This is a genomic window from Prevotella sp. P5-50, from assembly GCF_002251295.1.
Lineage (GTDB): Bacteria > Bacteroidota > Bacteroidia > Bacteroidales > Bacteroidaceae > Prevotella.
In genome coordinates this window covers 66,379-84,569 of record NZ_NPJA01000013.1, presented here as the reverse complement: position 1 = coordinate 84,569, position 18,191 = coordinate 66,379, and the positions used below count along the sequence as shown (strand labels likewise).

At 46.7% G+C, this 18,191-nt stretch carries 17 protein-coding genes and 1 tRNA gene; 10 read left to right on the top strand and 8 right to left on the bottom strand.

What is annotated here, in order from left to right; all coding sequences use genetic code 11:
* Positions 1 to 67: 67 nt before the first annotated feature.
* The 4 genes from CIK88_RS02115 to CIK88_RS02100 are packed head-to-tail and all read right to left on the bottom strand — an operon-like array spanning position 68 to position 3,939.
* On the bottom strand, positions 68 to 1,354 hold the full coding sequence (locus CIK88_RS02115) for a lytic transglycosylase domain-containing protein (protein ID WP_094390534.1): 1,287 nt from the start codon (positions 1,352 to 1,354) through the stop codon (positions 68 to 70).
* Between the two features lie 42 nt (positions 1,355 to 1,396).
* Positions 1,397 to 2,188, bottom strand: coding sequence for a DUF5683 domain-containing protein (locus tag CIK88_RS02110; RefSeq protein ID WP_254046772.1), 792 nt, complete (start codon positions 2,186 to 2,188; stop codon positions 1,397 to 1,399).
* A gap of 48 nt (positions 2,189 to 2,236) precedes the next feature.
* Positions 2,237 to 3,160 (bottom strand): ParB/RepB/Spo0J family partition protein, encoded by a 924-nt coding sequence (locus CIK88_RS02105; protein ID WP_094390533.1) that lies wholly within the window; start codon positions 3,158 to 3,160, stop codon positions 2,237 to 2,239.
* On the bottom strand, positions 3,160 to 3,939 hold the full coding sequence (locus CIK88_RS02100; RefSeq protein ID WP_094390532.1) for a ParA family protein: 780 nt from the start codon (positions 3,937 to 3,939) through the stop codon (positions 3,160 to 3,162). Before CIK88_RS02100 ends, CIK88_RS02105 begins: the two co-directional genes overlap by 1 nt.
* 111 nt (positions 3,940 to 4,050) lie before the next feature.
* Between CIK88_RS02100 and surE the strand changes: the two genes are divergently transcribed.
* The 5 genes from surE to cmk all read left to right on the top strand — a co-directional run bounded on the left by surE (position 4,051) and on the right by cmk (position 8,652).
* A complete protein-coding gene (surE, locus tag CIK88_RS02095; protein WP_094434206.1) occupies positions 4,051 to 4,821 on the top strand; it encodes a 5'/3'-nucleotidase SurE in 771 nt (256 codons plus the stop codon).
* Positions 4,818 to 5,933 carry a lipid-A-disaccharide synthase gene (gene lpxB / locus CIK88_RS02090; RefSeq protein ID WP_094434204.1) on the top strand — a complete coding sequence of 372 codons (1,116 nt, stop codon included), beginning with the start codon at positions 4,818 to 4,820 and terminating at the stop codon, positions 5,931 to 5,933. Before surE ends, lpxB begins: the two co-directional genes overlap by 4 nt.
* A 6-nt stretch (positions 5,934 to 5,939) precedes the next feature.
* Complete coding sequence (locus tag CIK88_RS02085; RefSeq protein WP_094390529.1) at positions 5,940 to 6,665, top strand: DUF5020 family protein; 726 nt, start codon at positions 5,940 to 5,942, stop codon at positions 6,663 to 6,665.
* A gap of 37 nt (positions 6,666 to 6,702) precedes the next feature.
* On the top strand, positions 6,703 to 7,647 hold the full coding sequence (gene porQ, locus CIK88_RS02080) for a type IX secretion system protein PorQ (protein ID WP_094434202.1): 945 nt from the start codon (positions 6,703 to 6,705) through the stop codon (positions 7,645 to 7,647).
* Positions 7,648 to 7,953: 306 nt separating this feature from the next.
* Entirely contained in the window at positions 7,954 to 8,652 is a 699-nt protein-coding gene (gene cmk, locus CIK88_RS02075; protein ID WP_094390527.1) for a (d)CMP kinase, read from the top strand.
* A 13-nt stretch (positions 8,653 to 8,665) separates the two neighbouring features.
* Here cmk and CIK88_RS02070 read toward each other — a convergent pair whose 3' ends face one another.
* On the bottom strand, positions 8,666 to 9,832 hold the full coding sequence (locus CIK88_RS02070; protein WP_094434200.1) for an FprA family A-type flavoprotein: 1,167 nt from the start codon (positions 9,830 to 9,832) through the stop codon (positions 8,666 to 8,668).
* Positions 9,833 to 10,934: 1,102 nt separating this feature from the next.
* Between CIK88_RS02070 and CIK88_RS02065 the strand changes: the two genes are divergently transcribed.
* Positions 10,935 to 11,582, top strand: a complete 648-nt coding sequence (locus CIK88_RS02065) for an OmpA family protein (protein ID WP_254046829.1) — start codon at positions 10,935 to 10,937, stop codon at positions 11,580 to 11,582.
* A gap of 217 nt (positions 11,583 to 11,799) precedes the next feature.
* On the opposite strand, the gene CIK88_RS02060 is transcribed toward CIK88_RS02065, so the two are convergent.
* The 3 genes from CIK88_RS02060 to CIK88_RS02050 all read right to left on the bottom strand — a co-directional run bounded on the left by CIK88_RS02060 (position 11,800) and on the right by CIK88_RS02050 (position 13,353).
* Positions 11,800 to 12,129: a helix-turn-helix transcriptional regulator gene (locus CIK88_RS02060; RefSeq protein WP_094434324.1), complete on the bottom strand. Its 330-nt coding sequence runs from the start codon at positions 12,127 to 12,129 to the stop codon at positions 11,800 to 11,802.
* Positions 12,130 to 12,131: 2 nt separating this feature from the next.
* The gene (locus CIK88_RS02055) at positions 12,132 to 12,458 is read right to left on the bottom strand and encodes a type II toxin-antitoxin system RelE/ParE family toxin (protein WP_094434198.1); all 327 of its coding nucleotides are present in this window, start codon (positions 12,456 to 12,458) and stop codon (positions 12,132 to 12,134) included.
* An 824-nt stretch (positions 12,459 to 13,282) separates the two neighbouring features.
* Positions 13,283 to 13,353: transfer RNA gene (locus CIK88_RS02050), tRNA-Gln, on the bottom strand.
* Positions 13,354 to 13,500: 147 nt separating this feature from the next.
* Here CIK88_RS02050 and rsfS point away from each other — a divergent pair.
* The 4 genes from rsfS (at position 13,501) to CIK88_RS02030 (ending at position 17,862) form a co-directional block, all read left to right on the top strand.
* Complete coding sequence (gene rsfS, locus CIK88_RS02045) at positions 13,501 to 13,860, top strand: ribosome silencing factor (protein WP_094390525.1); 360 nt, start codon at positions 13,501 to 13,503, stop codon at positions 13,858 to 13,860.
* Between the two features lie 52 nt (positions 13,861 to 13,912).
* Positions 13,913 to 15,979 (top strand): ATP-dependent zinc metalloprotease FtsH, encoded by a 2,067-nt coding sequence (gene ftsH, locus CIK88_RS02040; RefSeq protein WP_094434196.1) that lies wholly within the window; start codon positions 13,913 to 13,915, stop codon positions 15,977 to 15,979.
* The gene (locus tag CIK88_RS02035) at positions 15,976 to 16,845 is read left to right on the top strand and encodes a phosphatidate cytidylyltransferase (protein WP_094434194.1); all 870 of its coding nucleotides are present in this window, start codon (positions 15,976 to 15,978) and stop codon (positions 16,843 to 16,845) included. Before ftsH ends, CIK88_RS02035 begins: the two co-directional genes overlap by 4 nt.
* Before the next feature lie 63 nt (positions 16,846 to 16,908).
* Positions 16,909 to 17,862, top strand: a complete 954-nt coding sequence (locus CIK88_RS02030) for a glycoside hydrolase family 5 protein (RefSeq protein WP_094434322.1) — start codon at positions 16,909 to 16,911, stop codon at positions 17,860 to 17,862.
* The last annotated feature ends 329 nt before the right edge of the window (positions 17,863 to 18,191 follow it).

The following is an 18,191-nucleotide window of genomic DNA, read 5'->3' as shown; positions in this document are numbered from 1 at the left end:
GCCAATTATAGGTGAATACTATACCTTATTTATATATATAGGGAAGAATCGTTATTGGTGCAGTGTCTTATCTGCGTCTTCTGCTGCGTGCCTTGCTGCGTTTCTTGCTGTGCCTTGCCTTGCCGCGTCGTGCTTTTGATTTTGATCCGCGATGCATATGGGAGCGTCTTGTGACGCGCCACTTTCGGCTCTTCACATAGCGTTTGCTCTTATGATAGTAGGTAGGCACATCATCGTTAACCTCCACCTGCATGCGGTTAGTCAGCAGTTCGCTTGCCCTATAGTTGCTGATAGAGTCTTCCATTTCGATGAATCGGTTGACGTCTGCCAGTGGCAGTCTGATGGCGTATGGCTGTGTGGCACCGGGTACCACGTCGCGTCGATACATCGGGTTGAGTGCTCGAAGCTGTTCGATGTCTATTCCCAACACCCCAGCAATCTGTTGCAGATGGATGTTTCGCGCCACCATCACTGTATCTGTTTGTGCAGGCAATGTGCTGTGCATCGGACAGATGTTATGCTTCGAGTAGTAGGTCATCATGTAGTTGGCAGCTATGAAAGCCGGCACGTAACCTCTTGTTTCTTTTGGCAGATAGGGATAAATCTGCCAATAGTCTTTTGCTCCTCCAGACCTTTGTATTGCCTTGTTGACGTTAGCCGGTCCACAGTTGTAAGCAGCGATGACGAGGTTCCAGTCGCCAAACACCTTATAGAGATCGCTCAGATAGTGTGCAGCAGCAAACGAAGCCTTGATGGGGTCGCGACGTTCGTCAACGAGTGAGTTGACCTGCAGGCCGTATGTTTTTCCTGTGGTGAGCATAAACTGCCAGAGTCCTGTTGCTCCCACTCTTGATACGGCTTTGGGGTTGAGTGCCGATTCTATGATAGGCAGATTGCGTAGTTCGAGTGGTATCTGGTAGAGATCGAGTGCCTCTTCAAAGATAGGCATATAGAAGTTGGATGCTCCAAGTGCATAGCCTATAGTGCGTCTGAGTCTGGTGCAGTATCTGTCGATAAACTGTTGCACTACCTCATTATGTGCCATTTCCATGACGGTAGGCAGTCTGTAGAGGCGTTCGACAAACACCTCTGTGGGATATGAAGGATTTTCATTTGTTGTATTACAGTCTTCGGGTGTGAGATATGTTTTCGCCATATACTCGTTGAGCAGACTGTCGAGGTCATAGGTCATTGCTTCAGGAAATTCGATAATTTCCTCTTTACCCTCTTCGTCAATAACGATGAGTTCATCCTCTTCGTCGGTATCTTCTTCGTTTGTAGTCACCACCTGTGCTTGTACGCCCATGATTAAGACGGTCAGCAGGGTGAATATGCTAATAAGTCTTTTGTTCATTCCTTTTCTTGTTGCTTTCTTTTTAGTGAGTGTGGTGTGTGATTAGAAGTTGAGGCTGCAATTCACACCCAGCGACTGTGCCGTCAGCGGATTCCCCCCGTTATGGTTGGGAATGACTGTAGGCTTTACTTTCAGACTGAGGTCTTTTGATATATCGAACACCGATAGTTCGGCATCAACATAGGCATCGATGACCGATAGGGCATAGACACCTACCATCACAAAGAAACTCATGTCGCGCCACCGGCGGTATTTGTCTTTACGACTTTTGAATATCTGTTTATACCTTTCTTCGTTGCTGCTGTTTATCTGCATGCCGAGGTGCAGGAATTTGTTGTAGCTGTTGGTATTTGGATCATCGTCCATGATGTCGAGGTAGGCTTGTGAGTAATCCTTGTACATCATGTTGTTCCATGTCATGGCATAGATACATCCCATGAATCCTCCATATACGATAGGTAGTTTCCAGTATTTCCGATTGTATATCTGTCCTGCTCCCGGCAGTACCAAAGCCAGCCAAAGTGCGCGTTGTGGATCAGGTTTCCATGTTGACCAGTCGCGTTTCGCTTTGATGCGCTTGGTGGAATCCACCTGTAGTATTGATCGCTCGTCTTTATTGGCAGTCATGTTGATGATAGAGTCTGCAGTGACCAGCGAGTCGATGCGTGCCATCATCAGGTCAATGCTGTCCACTGGTGCAGTATCCTCTTTGATGGTCTTATGCTGTTGTGCATAGGCCGAGGTGCATATTGCCAGCAGTAGCGAGCATATTGCGAATTTCAGCGTTGATATGTTATTATAGTGTTTCAACTGATAGATAGCGTTGTTAGACATATTGCGTGTGCAACCCATTACAGGTTGCACACGACATATCTTTGTTTATTACTGATTGCTGTTGTCGAGTGCATTCATGATGCGTTCCAGCTGTTCTTCGTTGTCGAAGGCAATACTGATTTTGCCTTTTCCTTTTGGTGAACAAGTCATCTGCACTTTAGTTTGGAAGAATTGTGAGAGTCTGTCGCGCAGCAAAGAGAACTCTTCCGGCAATTTGTTTTTTGCTGCAATTTTTCCTTTGCTGGTTTTGATATCATCGCCGTTCTTGAGCGCTTGCACCAGTTCTTCAACTTTTCTGACGGAGTATCCTTCTTTCTGGATCTCCTTGAAGAGTCTGATTTGTATAGATGGGCTGTCAATGGCAAGTAGCGCCCTTGCATGTCCCATGTCAATCTCATGCTCTTTGAGTGCCATTTGCACTTGTGCAGGCAGTTTGAGCAGTCTCATATGGTTGGTGACATCGGTACGGCTTTTGCCCACTCGCTCTGAGATGCGTGCCTGTGTCATACCTCCCTTTTCTGCCAAGTGTTGGTATGCCAGTGCAATTTCAATTGCATTGAGATCTTCGCGCTGTATGTTTTCGACGAGTGCCATTTCCATGACGTTCTCATCTTCTACTGTGACGATATAGGCAGGAATTTTAGTGAGTCCAGCCAGTTGTGATGCTCTCCAGCGTCGTTCTCCTGCAATGATTTGATATTTGTCGCCAGTTGTTTTGTGGAGAGTGATAGGCTGTATGATGCCCAACTCTCTGATGCTGCTGGCCAATTCTTGTAGTGCTTCCTGATCAAACTCGCGTCGTGGCTGGTTGGGGTTGGGTTCAATCTCAGTGATGTCAATCTCGTTGAGGTTTGACGAACCCTGTGTGTGTACGTTGCCCGTGTCGATGAGTGCATCGAGTCCTCTTCCTGCACCCATGTCATCGAGTCCTCTTCCCAGTACGCTGCGGTCGTATTTCTTTCTTACGGTCATTATCGTTTGGTCTGATTACTGTTTTTGTTGATGATTTCCTTGGCGAGAGCCAGATGGTTTTTGGATCCTGTAGAGTCGGCATCATAGAGTATGACGGGCAGTCCGTGGCTTGGACTCTCCGACAGTTTGACGTTACGCTGTATGACGGTCTTGAATACCAGCTCTTGGAAGTGGCGTTTTACTTCGTCGTAGATTTGGTTTGCCAGTCTCAGACGTGAGTCGTACATCGTCAGTAGGAATCCTTCAATCTCCAGTTGCGGATTGAGTTTGCTCTTGATGATGCGTATGGTGTTCAGCAGTTTGCTGATACCTTCCAGTGCGAAGTATTCACACTGCACGGGTATGATGACCGAGTCAGCAGCCGTAAGTGCGTTGACGGTAATCAGTCCGAGCGATGGTGAACAGTCTATGAGTATATAGTCATAGTCGTTGCGGATGGTAGCCAGCAAGTCTTTGAGCACTCGCTCACGATTGTCGAGGTTGAGCATTTCTATTTCAGCTCCCACCAAGTCGATGTGGCTTGGTATGATGTCGAGTCCGTCGATGTCGGTAGTATAGATGGCATCGCGCACGTCGGCTTTGTCGATGATACACTCATAGAGTGAGCATTCCACTTCTTTGATGTCAACGCCCAGTCCGCTGGAAGCATTTGCCTGCGGGTCTGCATCGACCACGAGAACCGACTTCTCCAGTGTAGCGAGTGATGCTGCCAGATTGATGGTGGTAGTAGTCTTTCCAACTCCGCCTTTCTGGTTTGCCAGTGCGATAATCTTTCCCATATCCAATCTCTAAATAAGTTATATAGGTTGCAAAGTTACGAATTTTCTCTGAGAATCGGTCAAATATCAACCTTTTTTAGTACTTTTGCAAACAAAATCATATAACAGAGCATGGATAAAAGAAAACCACTGATACTTATTTCCAATGATGACGGCTATGCAGCCAAGGGCATCAACAGTCTTGTGGCGATGGTTCGCGACCTTGCCGACGTGCTGGTCTGTGCGCCCGATTCAGCCCGTAGCGGTTATTCGTGTGCTTTCTCTGCCACGTTACCGCTGACGTTACATCAGCAGCATCAGGAGGAAGGAGTAGAGATTTGGTCGTGCAACGGCACTCCTGTGGATTGTGTGAAGTTGGCAATGGCAGAACTTTGCCCCGATCGTCGGCCTGCTTTGGTGCTTGGCGGCATCAATCATGGCGACAATGCTTCGGTCAATTCCCACTATAGCGGCACGATGGGCGTGGTGCGTGAAGGCTGTATGAAGTCCATCCCCTCCGTAGCTTTTTCCCTTTGCGACCATCGTGATGATGCCGATTTCGAGCCTCTTCGCCCTTATGTTCGCCGCATGGTAGCACGTGTATTGACCGAAGGTTTGCCCGAAGGAGTTTGTCTCAATGTCAATTTTCCGAAGTTGCCTTCGTTTCGTGGTGTTAAGGTATGTCGCATGACCAAAGGCATCTGGTATAATGAAGTAGAGAAGTGTCATCATCCCCGCAACTACGACTATTGGTGGATGGTAGGCCATTATGCCAATCTTGAGCCCGAATCGGACGATACCGACGAATGGGCATTAGACCATGGCTATGTAGCTATTACGCCGACTCGCATTGACGTAACGGCATACGATATGTTGGACCGCATGAGCAATTGGACCGAATGAGATACTATTTGATAGCTGGCGAGGCGAGCGGTGATCTTCATGCCTCACGTCTGATGCGTTCGCTCAAGACCTTTGACGAACGGGCAGAGTTTCGCTTTTTCGGTGGCGAACAGATGCAGCAGGCTGGTGGCACGCTGGTCAAACACTATCGTGAGTTGGCTTATATGGGTTTCATTCCCGTATTACTCCATCTGCCCACCATCCTCAAGAACATGCGCCGATGCAAAGCCGATATCGTAGCGTGGCACCCCGATGTGGTAATCCTTGTCGATTATCCCGGTTTCAATCTCGACATAGCAGCATGGCTCAAACGCCATACTGATATACCCGTCTTTTACTATATTGCCCCGAAGATATGGGCATGGAAGGAATATCGCATCAAGAATATCAAGCGCGATGTAGCCGAACTCTTCTCGATACTTCCCTTCGAGGTGGCCTTTTTTGAAGGCAAGCACCATTACCCCATCCATTATGTGGGCAATCCCACCGCACAAGAGGTGCGCGAATACCAGAGCACCCATCATGCCGAACAGCCCTTGCGTCCGGTCATTGCCTTGTTGGCAGGATCGCGCCGCCAGGAAATCAAAGACAATCTGCCTGCCATGATAGCCGCCACGCGCCATCTGTCAGACCGTTACGATATCGTGTTGGCAGGAGCACCGGGCATCGAACCCTCTTGTTACGACCGTTTTCTGCGTGGCACGGCAGTCCGTATGGTGCGCAATCAGACCTACGATTTGTTATCCACAGCCACGGCAGCCCTTGTCACCAGTGGTACTGCCACACTTGAAACCGCCATGTTCAATGTGCCGCAAGTGGTATGTTATGAAACTCCATTGCCTTGGCTCATTGGCTATCTTCGTCGCCATCTGCTGAAGGTACGCTATGTGTCGCTGGTCAATCTGATAGCCGACCGCGAAGTCGTTACCGAATTGGTGGCAGACACTTTCAGTGTTGACAATATCCGAATGCAACTCGAAGCCATCCTGCCTGGTGGCGCTCAACGTCAGGTGATGCTCGAAGGTTACCGGCAGGTACAGCAAATACTTGGTGACAGCAAGGCTCCCGATGTGGCAGCCCGACAGATGATACAATTATTAACCCAAAAATAACAAACAATGAAAAAAGTTATTCTCAGTAGCCTTGTGGCTATTTTTGCCCTTGCCGCACAGGCACAGAACGTACAACTGCACTACGATTTTGGCCGTAATATCTATTCCGACGAGGAAGCAGGCCGTCAAAAGGTGACTCTCACCCTTGAACAGTTCAAAGCCGACCGCTTCGGTTCATGGTATTATTTTGTGGATTTCGACCTCAGCCGCAAGTTCATGGAGGCCGCTTATACCGAGATTTCGCGCGAGTTCAATCTTGGCAAGGGATCACCCCTTGCAGCCCATATAGAGTATGACGGCGGTCTCAACCGTTCGGGTAGTTTCCAGCATGCAGCCCTGTTGGGTCCCGCCTGGAACGGTCATTCTTCCGATTTCTCCAAGACCTATTCCGTACAAGTGCTCTACAAACGCTACTTCAAGAGCTACGACTATACTCACGCTTACCATAGCATGCAGCTGACCGGTGTATGGGGCATCACTTTTGCCAACAAGGCTTGCACCTTCTCTGGCTTCATTGATTTCTGGCGTGGAGAGAAAGCTAACGGTCACGGACAACTGGTGATGCTCACCGAACCGCAGTTCTGGTACAACCTCAACACCCTGCCTGGCATGAAAGACGTTAATCTCAGCGTAGGTTCCGAGGTAGAGATCAGCCACAACTTCGTTTACAACACCTACAATGGCAAAAACTTCTTTGTCAATCCAACATTGGCAGTGAAGTGGACATTCTAATTCTTGCGTAATAGAATCACAGGAAACATTATCAGCGATGAAGCAAGTCATACTGACCCTCATCAGCCTCTGCACGGCATCAGCCACCGTTGCACAGGAAAGCCAGGAGGTATATACGTTCCTCCGCTTGCCTGTCAGTGTGCATGCTGCGGCATTGGGTGGCGACAATATCAGTATTAGCGACGACGACGCATCGCTGGTGTTTCATAATCCCGCCCTGATCAGCAATGTTTCCGACCGCACGCTCAATCTCAACTATATGACCTATATGGAAGGAGTGAAAACGGCGTCGGCAGCGTTTGTCAAGGCTTGGGGCGAACGAGCCACATGGGCTGTGAGTGCACAGTATATGGACTATGGCGACATGCGACAGATGGATGCATCGGGCACCGACCTCGGCGATTTGTCAGCCAAGGACATAGCACTCTCTGCCTCGTTGGCTTATCTCTTGGGCGATAGGTGGAGTGGTGGAGTAACCCTTCGCTATATCACTTCCGATCTTGCAGGCTACCATTCGCAGGCTATTGCTGCCGATTTAGGACTCAACTATTACGACGAAGATCACGGTATCTCCCTGTCAGCCTCTGCACGCAATCTGGGTGGACAGGTCCAAACCTATGCCGACACCCATGAAGATCTGCCCTTGGATGTGGCAGTAGGCATCTCCAAGCGCCTTTCTGCTGCTCCGTTGCGCTTCTCTGCAACGTTGTCGCGACTCAACAGTTGGGATGTGTCGCTTCTGAAACACCTCACCATCGGTGCCGATGTCTTCTTGGGCGACCATGTCTATGTAGCTGCCGGCTACCATTTCCGTCGCCCCAGCGAGATGCGTCTCAGTGATGGCGATGGTGAGAGCAGCCATGGCGCCGGCTTGTCGTGTGGTGCCGGTCTGCAGTTGGAGCGCTTCAAGTTTCATGTGGCGTATGCTCGCTACCATGTGTCAGCCTCGTCGCTACTGTTGGGAGCGTCCTATAGTTTTTAACAACAAATTATCAAGATTACTGAACTATCGCATGTGGGGAAGTTAAGGGAAGTTAGGGAAGTTAGAGAGAAGTTAAGGGACAAATGTCCTAGGTCTTACGGCAAAAGGCTATTGTCTCTTAACTTCCCGAACGACCGTAGGGAGTGATAACTTCCATTTTATGGCACCTTTTCTCGCCATGACAGAATTAAAGCGAGCTTTATTCTGCTCATTTGGCTTAACGAAAACGTTCTTTAACTTCAATCAATTCCCTCAGTTGCGAAACTTGAATCAAGATTGTAATTACAAACGAAAAAAACAAACGATATGAAGAAGATAACGATAGCCATCGACGGTCATTCGTCGTGTGGTAAGAGTACCATGGCCAAGGACTTGGCACGCGAAGTGGGATACGTCTATGTTGACACGGGAGCCATGTATCGCAGTGTGACGCTCTATGCGCTGCGCAACGGACTCTTTACCGATAAAGGTATTGATGAAGAAGCCCTTCGCGAGCATATCGACCGGGGCGATGTCAACATCTCCTTCCGTTTCAATGCCGAGACAGGTCGCCCCGACACTTATCTCAACGGCGAGTTGGTAGAGCACGACATCCGCACCATGGAGGTGTCGAGTCGCGTCAGTCCCATCGCAGCCTTACCATTTGTGCGCACCGCCATGGTAGCGCAACAACAGCAGATGGGCAAGGATAAAGGAGTTGTGATGGATGGTCGCGACATCGGTACCGTAGTGTTTCCTGATGCTGAACTGAAGATTTTCGTCACCGCCTCTGCCGAAGTGCGTGCCCGCCGCCGTTATGATGAGTTGAAAGGCAAGGGTATGGAGGCTGATTACGCCGACATTTTGCGCAATGTAGAAGAACGCGACTATATCGACTCCCATCGTGAGGTGTCTCCCTTACGTCAGGCATCAGATGCAATTCTGCTCGACAATTCGCAGATGACGATTGCCGAGCAGAAAGAGTGGTTGATGAACCAGTTCCGTCAGGCATTGGCAAAAGCCTGATGCCTATAGGCTGTTACGCCAAAATGGCGTCAGCCAAAGCTTCAAGAGCCGGTATATCTGTAGGCTTCACCACGCCACGCAGTGTCACGGTGTCGCCTTTTATGGTAATATCCTTCATGGGCTCCAGCATCTGCTTCATCACACGGGCAGCTGTTGGGGCCCAACTTCCGTTTTCTATGAGTGCCACTTCGCGCTTCTGCCATGTCTTGATGGTCAGATGGTGCAGGAAGTCGTACATCGGTGGAAACAGTCCAGCGTCGTAGCTTGATGCAGCCAGCACCACTTTGCCATATTTGAATGCATCTTCTATGGCTTCTGCTTGATCTTCGCGACACAGGTCAGAGATGGCCACCTTCTTACAGCCTTTCTTTTTGAGTATCTCTGCCAGCATCTCTGCAGCAGCCTTGGTGCATCCATGGATAGAAGCGTGGGCGATAAACACACCCTCTGCTTCCACGCCGTAGCTTCCCCAGATGTTGTAGAGACGCACGGCTTCAGCCATTTGTTCACCTTTCAGCAGTGGACCGTGGAGAGGCAGAATCTGTTGGATATCGAGTTTTGCAGCCTTCTGCAACAGTGTTGTCACGGGGTTGCCATATTTTCCGCAGATATTAAAATAGTAGCGTCTTGCCTCGCAAGCCCAGTCATCGGGATCGGCATCCATCACGCCAAACTTACCGAAAGCATCGGCAGAGAAGAGTACTTTGTCCTTACTGTCGTAGCTCACCATCACTTCGGGCCAGTGTACCATAGGTGCCATGATGAATGTCAAGGTGTGTTCGCCCAGCGAGAGGGTGTCGCCTTCCTTCACGGCAATAGCCTTATCGGCAAGGTCTGCATCGGGGAAGTATTGTGGAATCATGGTCAGCGCACGTGCCGAACATACTATTTTAATATCGGGATAGAGTGCCAGCACTTCACCGAGTCCACTGGCGTGGTCTGGCTCCAAGTGGTGCACCACGAGATAGTCGGGCTTACGTCCGTTGAGTGCTTCAGCGAGGTTGGCTTTCCATTGTTCCATAGTGCGCTTGTCGCTGGTATCCATAATGGCAACTTTCTCATCGAGGATTACAAACGAGTTGTAGCTCATGCCTTCCGGCACTTTATACTGTGATTCAAATAGTCGTACATCAGCATCGTCGCAGCCGATATACTTAATAGTTTCTGTTACGTTCTTCATATTTCTTGCGTTTTCGTTTCTGGGTACAAAGATAGTGCAAACCGAGAGAAGTACAAAAGAAAATTCCGATTTTCTTTTGTACTTCCGAGTGTGAGTATCTTCGGCGCTTTGCGCCAGGCTACAGTTGTTTTAGTTTTTAAGAAATTTCGACCACACGACCACAGAAGCGTGCAACGTATTGTTGGTTAGTATTTTATAGTGTGGTCGATGCATGAAACATCGACCACACATCGACCACACAATTTCGAAAACATATTGCGAAAACTCAGATCTATCCGTCAAAATAACAATTGCCACTCAGAAATCAGCCAGAAATAAAACGGATCGACAGTCTTTTGATAACGTTTAGCAAGACTATTGTCTAATGTATGGCAAAGGTATTGTCTAATGTATGGAAGAGTGTTGTCTAACGTTTGAAAAAGGTCTTTTCAACGTTTGAAAAAGGTGTTATCCAACGTTTGACACTGGTGTTATCCAACGTTTGGTAAAGGTGTTATCCAACGTTTGATAAAGGTGTTATCCAACGTTTGATAATGGTGTTATCTAACGTTTGATAATAATATTATCAAGGCTTGAGAAAAGTCTGATAAACTCAAGCCTCCCTACTTATACTTCGATATGTATGCTCAATCAGAGTCTCCTGTTGAGGATAGCTGGCGGTTCACGTGGTCGGAGTGGTGTTCGAAGGGTGTTTGAAATCTTAAGGTTTCGAACACCACTCAAAACCGTGAACTACTGTGAGTTAGGTTGTATTGGTGTTCGAGTGTTCGAAATTTATTGAAAACTGAAATAACTGAGCGCACGGTCAAACGTAATGATGGGGGGGAAGTATGCGTGGCGAACCGATGCTTACAGACCTATTCTGTGCTTTTACACAATATAAATAGGTAAAAACGATACGTCGCCTGCACCAATGTAATATTATTGTTGGATATTAATATAAATAGGTGTACAATTTATTGATGCATTAAAACGGTATAAAGCGAAAATCAGAATGTAATAAAAGAACGTTTAAAAATATGCTGAAAAAAACCTTGAAAAAAAAACGAATTATAGGTTAAAATGCACAGAAGATACAGAAAAGTGCCTCATACGAACCACTTTGTGTCTCTGGCAAGGTAAAAAGGTGCGTCCTTTCGGTCGTGCTGGTGTGGATGTGGCTATTCGCATCAACAATACACTGAGCTTTATGGTAGAGGGTAACGCCAATATCATCAGCGATAAGTATAACTCAAAGAAGGCTGGAAATGCCGACTGGTACTTCAATGCACTGGCAGGAGTGCGCATCAATTTGGGCAAAAGCTATACTAAACGCCAGAAACCTCAGGTGATTGAAACTCAGCCACAGCAAGTTGTGGAACCCGCTCCTCAGACTGTGACTCCTGTAGAACAGCCTAAAGCTGAAACCGTAGAGGTGAAGAAGGTGGAAGAAATACGTCGCGACGTATTCTTTGTCATCAATTCAAAAGTTGTTGCCAAGGCTGAACAGGATAAAATCAAGGAAGTGGTTGATTTCCTCAACTCTTATCCTGAAGCAAAGGTGACCGTTACTGGATATGCTGATGCAGGAACTGGAAACAATACCATCAACGACCGTCTCGCTGCTCAGCGTGCCAATGCTGTTGTTAAAGTGCTGACCGAACAGTATGGTATTGCCAAAGACCGTATCACTTCTGATTCAAAGGGCGCACGTGTGCAGCCGTTTGCTGAAAACGACAAAAACCGTGTGTCTATTGTGATTGCGAAATAATAAACAGATATAAATAGTTAGAGCATTGAATACTTCTGCAATCATTTTCTGTGTTTTTTTAGGATACTCCATTTTAGTGGGTATCTGTATTGTCCTGATACTAAAACTTCTGGCTGATAAAAATAAGCGGAAACTTGAATAACAGGACAGAAACAATTATTAAAAGTGGTTGGGACTGCGATTGCCAATAGGCAACGCAGTCCTTTTTAGGTATTCTTTACCATAAAGCCACTTTTCCTGCAGTACCTAAATCAACGGTTGCAGTTACTACACCAAGAGCCTTAAATACTCTTCTCATAGTAGGTATAGTTATGCTGTAACCTTTTTCTAATCGAGAGATTTGTGCTCTTTTCACACCAATACGTTCACCCAGTTGTTCTTGGGTCAAGTTCTGCTCTATACGAGCTTTCTTGATGGCTTCTCCCAAACGGCAAGCATGTAAAGCTTCGTCCACGTCACTTTCAAAAGCGTCACGTTTCGGAGTGCCAACTTTTCCAAAGTGCTTGTCAAGCACATCGTCCAATGGAGTAAGATTCATCTGTGCCATAATCATTTGTTTTTAAAATATTCTTTTCTAATAGTTTCTGCTTTCGCAATTTCCTTGCTTGGTGTCTTTTGGGTTTTCTTGATGATTCCGTGAGTGGCAATTACCAATGTTTCTTTTTCTTTGTCCCAAAAAGCAAATAAACGATAAGCAGTTTTGTTGTACAATGTACGAAATTCCCATATTTCCGAGTTTTCCAACTTTTTGAAAAGTTCCTTGTTGCGTTCTCCACCTGCAACACGCTTGATGTTGTAGTAGATCTTGTAAGATACCGCTTCGGGTAAACTTTCAATAAAGTTTTGTGCCTCGTCAGTTAAGACAAGACGGAAGATGTTTTGTGCCGTACATTCTCAATTTGCTGCAAAGATAGATATTATGTTTCATAAACAAGAAACATTTTGGACTTAAATGTATCTTATAGCTCATTTTTAACATTTTGAAAGCGAAAAAATGCACATAAAGAACTTATAATGGTTAAATTGGAATAAAGAAATATCCAACTTGTAAATAGATATGATTTTCGTTAATCCACTTAATTGTGTACCTCTATTAGAGGTGAGAAGATTACAAAACTGTTTATTTTAAGCTATTCTGCAGGTTTCAGCGTATTTTTATCATAAGATCATTCTGGTATTTAGTTTATGACTCCGTCTTTGTAATGTATTATAGAAATATGTTTACTTGCGTAATACGTTCTGCATTCATTACTCTATTACAGTTTTACAGTTTTACAGTTTTTGAAAAGCAAAAACGATGGTTTTATAGCGGTTTTACGGGTTGGGAACCATGAAAAACGACTCGATTAGACCAAAAAATCGTTTTTGAAAACTGTAAAACTGTAATGGAGCGGGAAATGTAGTCATGGTACTATTTTATTACATTGCTATACTAATTGCGCTGCTGTGGCACTGTGTGTTTCATCGACTCATGGCTGTGGTGCTTCCGTAGTAAGTCCCAAGTGAGTCCGCAGTAAGTCCCAATAAATTACGGTCGGAATGGGAGAAAGAGGGGAGATGCGGCGAACTGAAAAGGAATGTAGTTCTGATGAAGTAACGGTCAGACTACATGAAACTCATCGGCAGAAACAGATTTTGCTAAGGAAAAAGCAAAAAAATAAGTGCCGCAAACCATCGTAGTTTGCAACACTCTCACTGTGTTGGGGTACCCGGATTCGAACCAGGAAAGGCAGGACCAGAATCTGCAGTGTTACCATTACACCATACCCCAATGCCTTAATTGCGGATGCAAAGGTACGGCTTTTTTTTGAAACAACAAAAAAAAACGCGATTTTTTTCTAAAAAACTGCAAAAAAACAGCATAATAAGCACTATTATCAAGAAATAAACTTATCTTTGCAATTCAAATAGAATAAAAATGGAACAATCGACACAACTCGTAGAAACTATAATAAAAGGAATACAAGAGAAAAAAGGTAAAGACATCGTGGTGGCTGACTTGCAACACATTGAAGGCACCATCTGCAAATATTTCGTAATATGCCAAGGTGCATCACCTACACAGGTGGATGCTATTGCGGACTCGGTGGCGGAAACCGTCAGAAAGGAACTCGCAGAGAAACCTATTGCGGTGGCTGGAACGGAAGCGGCACAGTGGGTGGCTATCGACTTTGCCGATGTCATGGTGCACGTGTTTCTGCCTGACGTGAGAGAGTACTACGATTTGGAACATCTCTGGGACGATGCTGATGTGAAACATCTTCCCGACTTAGACTGACATTGAAACAATGACGGCCCCCATGCGGCGGGCCATATATTATATATAAGGTATGAACGATAATCAAAAGAAAGAACCTAACATGAATATGCCACGCTTCAATATGAGCTGGCTTTATGGACTTGTCATCATTGGCATTGCCATCGCAATGTTCACACAGGGTGGCTCTTCATCCAGCGTCAACATAAAACGAACATACACCCAGTTTCAGACTATGGTGATGAAAGGATATGCCCAGAAGATTGTGGTCAATAAAAACAAGGATGTACTTCACATGTATCCTAAAAAGGAACACCTGAGAGATGTTTTCAACGGTGGTGTGAAACAAGTGGGGCAGAACCCTACAGTGGAAGTGGAAATCGGTTCTGTGGAACAAGTGGAACGCTTTGTGGAGCAGGCGCGGGCACAGAAGAAATTCAGTGGCGACTTCTCATACGACAACGAACAGGACAGTGCGCTGCTTCATACTATATTCATCAATGTCTTGCCATTGGTGATTATTGTGGCTATTTGGATTTTCATCATGCGCCGTATGAGCGGTGGCAAAGGGGGAAGCGGAGGAATATTCAATGTCGGAAAGTCAAAGGCTCAGATGTATGAAAAGGGTGGTGAACTGAACATTACCTTTAAAGATGTGGCTGGTCAAGCCGGGGCAAAACAGGAAATGCAAGAGATTGTGGATTTCCTCAAAAACCCACAGAAATATACTGAACTGGGAGGAAAAATACCCAAGGGCGCACTGCTCGTAGGCCCTCCAGGAACGGGTAAGACGCTGCTTGCCAAAGCCGTGGCGGGCGAAGCTGGCGTGCCGTTCTTCTCTATGAGTGGAAGTGACTTCGTAGAGATGTTTGTAGGTGTGGGGGCCAGTCGTGTGCGCGACCTCTTCCAACAAGCTAAGCAAAAGGCTCCTTGCATCATCTTCATCGACGAGATTGACGCCGTGGGACGTGCCCGCTCGAAAAATCCATCAATGGGTGGAAACGATGAACGTGAGAATACGCTCAATGCGCTGCTCACGGAGATGGACGGATTTGGTACCAACAGCGGAATTATTACGCTGGCAGCCACCAACCGTGCGGATATGCTCGACTCGGCACTGCTGCGTGCAGGACGCTTCGATAGACAGATTCATGTGGATCTGCCCGATTTGAACGAACGCAAGGAGGTGTTTATGGTACACCTCAGACCATTGAAACTCGACGATACTGTAGATGTGGACTTCTTGGCACGTCAGACTCCAGGATTCTCTGGCGCTGACATTGCTAATGTGTGCAACGAAGCTGCCCTGATTGCAGCACGCCACAATAGCCATAGAGTGGGCAAGCAGGATTTCCTTGATGCGGTTGACCGCATCATCGGAGGATTGGAAAAGAAAACCAAAATCATGACCAACGAGGAAAAACGCTCGATCGCTATACACGAAGCGGGTCACGCTACCATATCATGGTTTACAGAACATGCTAACCCACTCGTCAAAGTGAGCATCGTGCCACGTGGCGGAGCACTGGGCGCTGCATGGTATCTGCCCGAAGAGCGCGTAATCCAAACCAAGGAGGCTATGCTCGATGAGATGTGCTCACTGTTGGGCGGACGCGCGGCAGAGGAACTCTTCATCGGACATATCTCTACTGGAGCGATGAACGATCTGGAACGCACTACCAAACAGGCTTATGGCATGATTGCCTATGCCGGTATGGGTGACAAATTGCCCAATATCTGCTATTACAACAATAACGAATACCAGTTCCAGCGTCCTTACTCTGAAACGACCGCTAAGGTGATGGACGATGAGGTGCTGAAGATGATCAACGAACAATATGACCGTGCCAAGCAGATTCTCAGCGAACATAAGGAAGGACATGCTCAATTGGCTCAGCTACTGATAGAGCGTGAGGTGATATTCGCAGAGGATGTGGAGAAAATATTCGGCAAGCGCCCATGGACCAGTCGTGCGGAAGAATTGCTTGAGGCTCAGCAGCGTGCGGAAGCAGAGCGCATGGCAGAGGAACGTGGCAAGCGACTGGAGGCTGAGGCTGCACTGAAAGCACAACAAGAGAATAATGCCACACCAGTGGATGACAACGATACGGATAATCAAAACAAAGAAGAAAATCAATGAAAAACTTTATAGTAAGAGCCATTACCGGTATATTATTTGTGGCTGCCATTGTGGCAAGTTTTCTGCGCCCTGAAGCTATGGTGCTGCTCTTCGCATTCATCACCGGACTCACTATATGGGAGTTTGGAGGACTGGTAAATCAGCGCGAAGGGGTGGCCATCAATCGCTTCATCACTACTGTGGCTGGCGTGTATTTCTTCCTTGCCATGACTTTCTTCTGTAGCGATGTCTATGGAGGAATGGCAAAATCGGTGGTGTTTATCCCTTATCTGGTGACGGTCATCTATCTTATCGTTGCAGAACTCTATCTGAAACAAACTGATCCAATCAACGACTGGGCATATACGATGTTCTCACAGATGTATATTGCACTGCCGTTCTCACTGCTTAATGTGTTGGCATTTAATGCAACACCAGAGGGAATCGTGATGTTTAATCCCATACTGCCACTGTCGGTATTTGTTTTCTTGTGGATGAACGACACGGGTGCCTACTGCGTGGGCTCGCTACTTGGACGTCACAAACTCTTCCCAAGAGTATCGCCAGGAAAATCATGGGAAGGAAGTATCGGTGGATGTGTCGTAGTATTGGCTGTGGCATGGGTCATTGCTAATTATGTAGATAACGGGCAGTTGTTGGGCATGACGTCGATGCTGGCCACATGGGAATGGCTCGGATTAGGACTCGTCGTTGTAGTGTTTGGTACCTGGGGCGATTTGGTGGAGAGCCTGTTTAAACGCACCATGGGTATCAAGGACAGTGGCAATATACTGCCAGGACATGGAGGAATGCTCGACCGCTTCGACTCTTCGCTCTTGGCTATTCCTGCGGCTGTGGTCTATCTCTACACCATCTCTTTGTTCTGAACCAATTTCTCCTAACAATAACAAAACAGAAAACTAATGATGAATGAACACTTTCCGGCAGCATTGAAAACGCTTTTTCTTGCTGTCGTTATGCTTATGGCAGCTGCAACAGTTAAGGCTGCAGACCCCGTAAAACAGTATGGACAGTTGCAAGTGAAAGGTGCACAACTCTGTGACCAACAAGGAAACCCTGTTATCCTGCGTGGCGTCAGTCTGGGATGGCATAATCTCTGGCCACGATTCTATAACAAACAGGTAGTGAAGACCCTCAAGACGGATTGGAATGCTTCGGTCATTCGTGCCGCTATGGGAATACTGATAGAAGACAATTACTTGGAGAATCCAGATTTCGCTATGCAGTGCATGACACCGGTCATTGAGTCGGCTATCAAGAATAATGTCTATGTCATCATCGACTGGCACAGCCATAACCTCAAAACTGCTGAGGCTAAAGACTTCTTCGGTCGTATGGCGCAGCGCTACGGCAAGTATCCGCACGTCATCTACGAGATATATAACGAACCTGTGGAAGATACATGGGCTGACCTGAAGAAGTATGCTACTGAGGTGATTTTAGAAATCAGAAAGTATGACCCTGATAATATTGTCCTCGTAGGTTGCCCACACTGGGATCAGGATATCCATTTGGTGGCTGAGAGTCCATTGCAGGGTTTCAATAATATCATGTACACCGTACATTTCTATGCAGCCACACACGGCGACTATCTGCGTGAGCGAACAGAAGAGGCTGTAAAGAAAGGAATCCCCGTGTTTATCTCTGAAAGTGGTGCTACTGAAGCCAGTGGTGATGGAAAGATTGACCCTGTGAGTGAAGAACAATGGATTCAGATGTGTGAAAGACTTGGCATCAGTTGGGTATGCTGGTCTATCAGCGACAAAAACGAGAGTTGCTCAATGCTCTTGCCACGTGCTACTGCCACCGGTCCTTGGCCCGACGATGTCATCAAGGAGTATGGCAAACTGGTGAAAGGATTGCTTTGGAAATACAATAAATAATATTCCCATTGCCAAATGAGGTGTAGTGGGATGAATCTGTTTGATGAGGATTATTCTGTCTGAGCCGATATTCTGATTGATGATGATGAATACAAAAATAGGAAAGAGCGACGACCCCGCTGGGCTGTCGCTCTTTCTTGAATAAAAAAAGGACTAATGAATATCGCTGTCTGTTGCAATTTCGAAATGGAGAAGTCACTCACTCTTTACTTCTCCTTTCGGTTCTGTGGGTAGCAGATTCACATCTGTAAGAAACAGAACTATAATAATATCCTTTTGTGTTTTTATACTTCGCTTTTGTGCTATACCACGCTTGGTGAGAATACGAA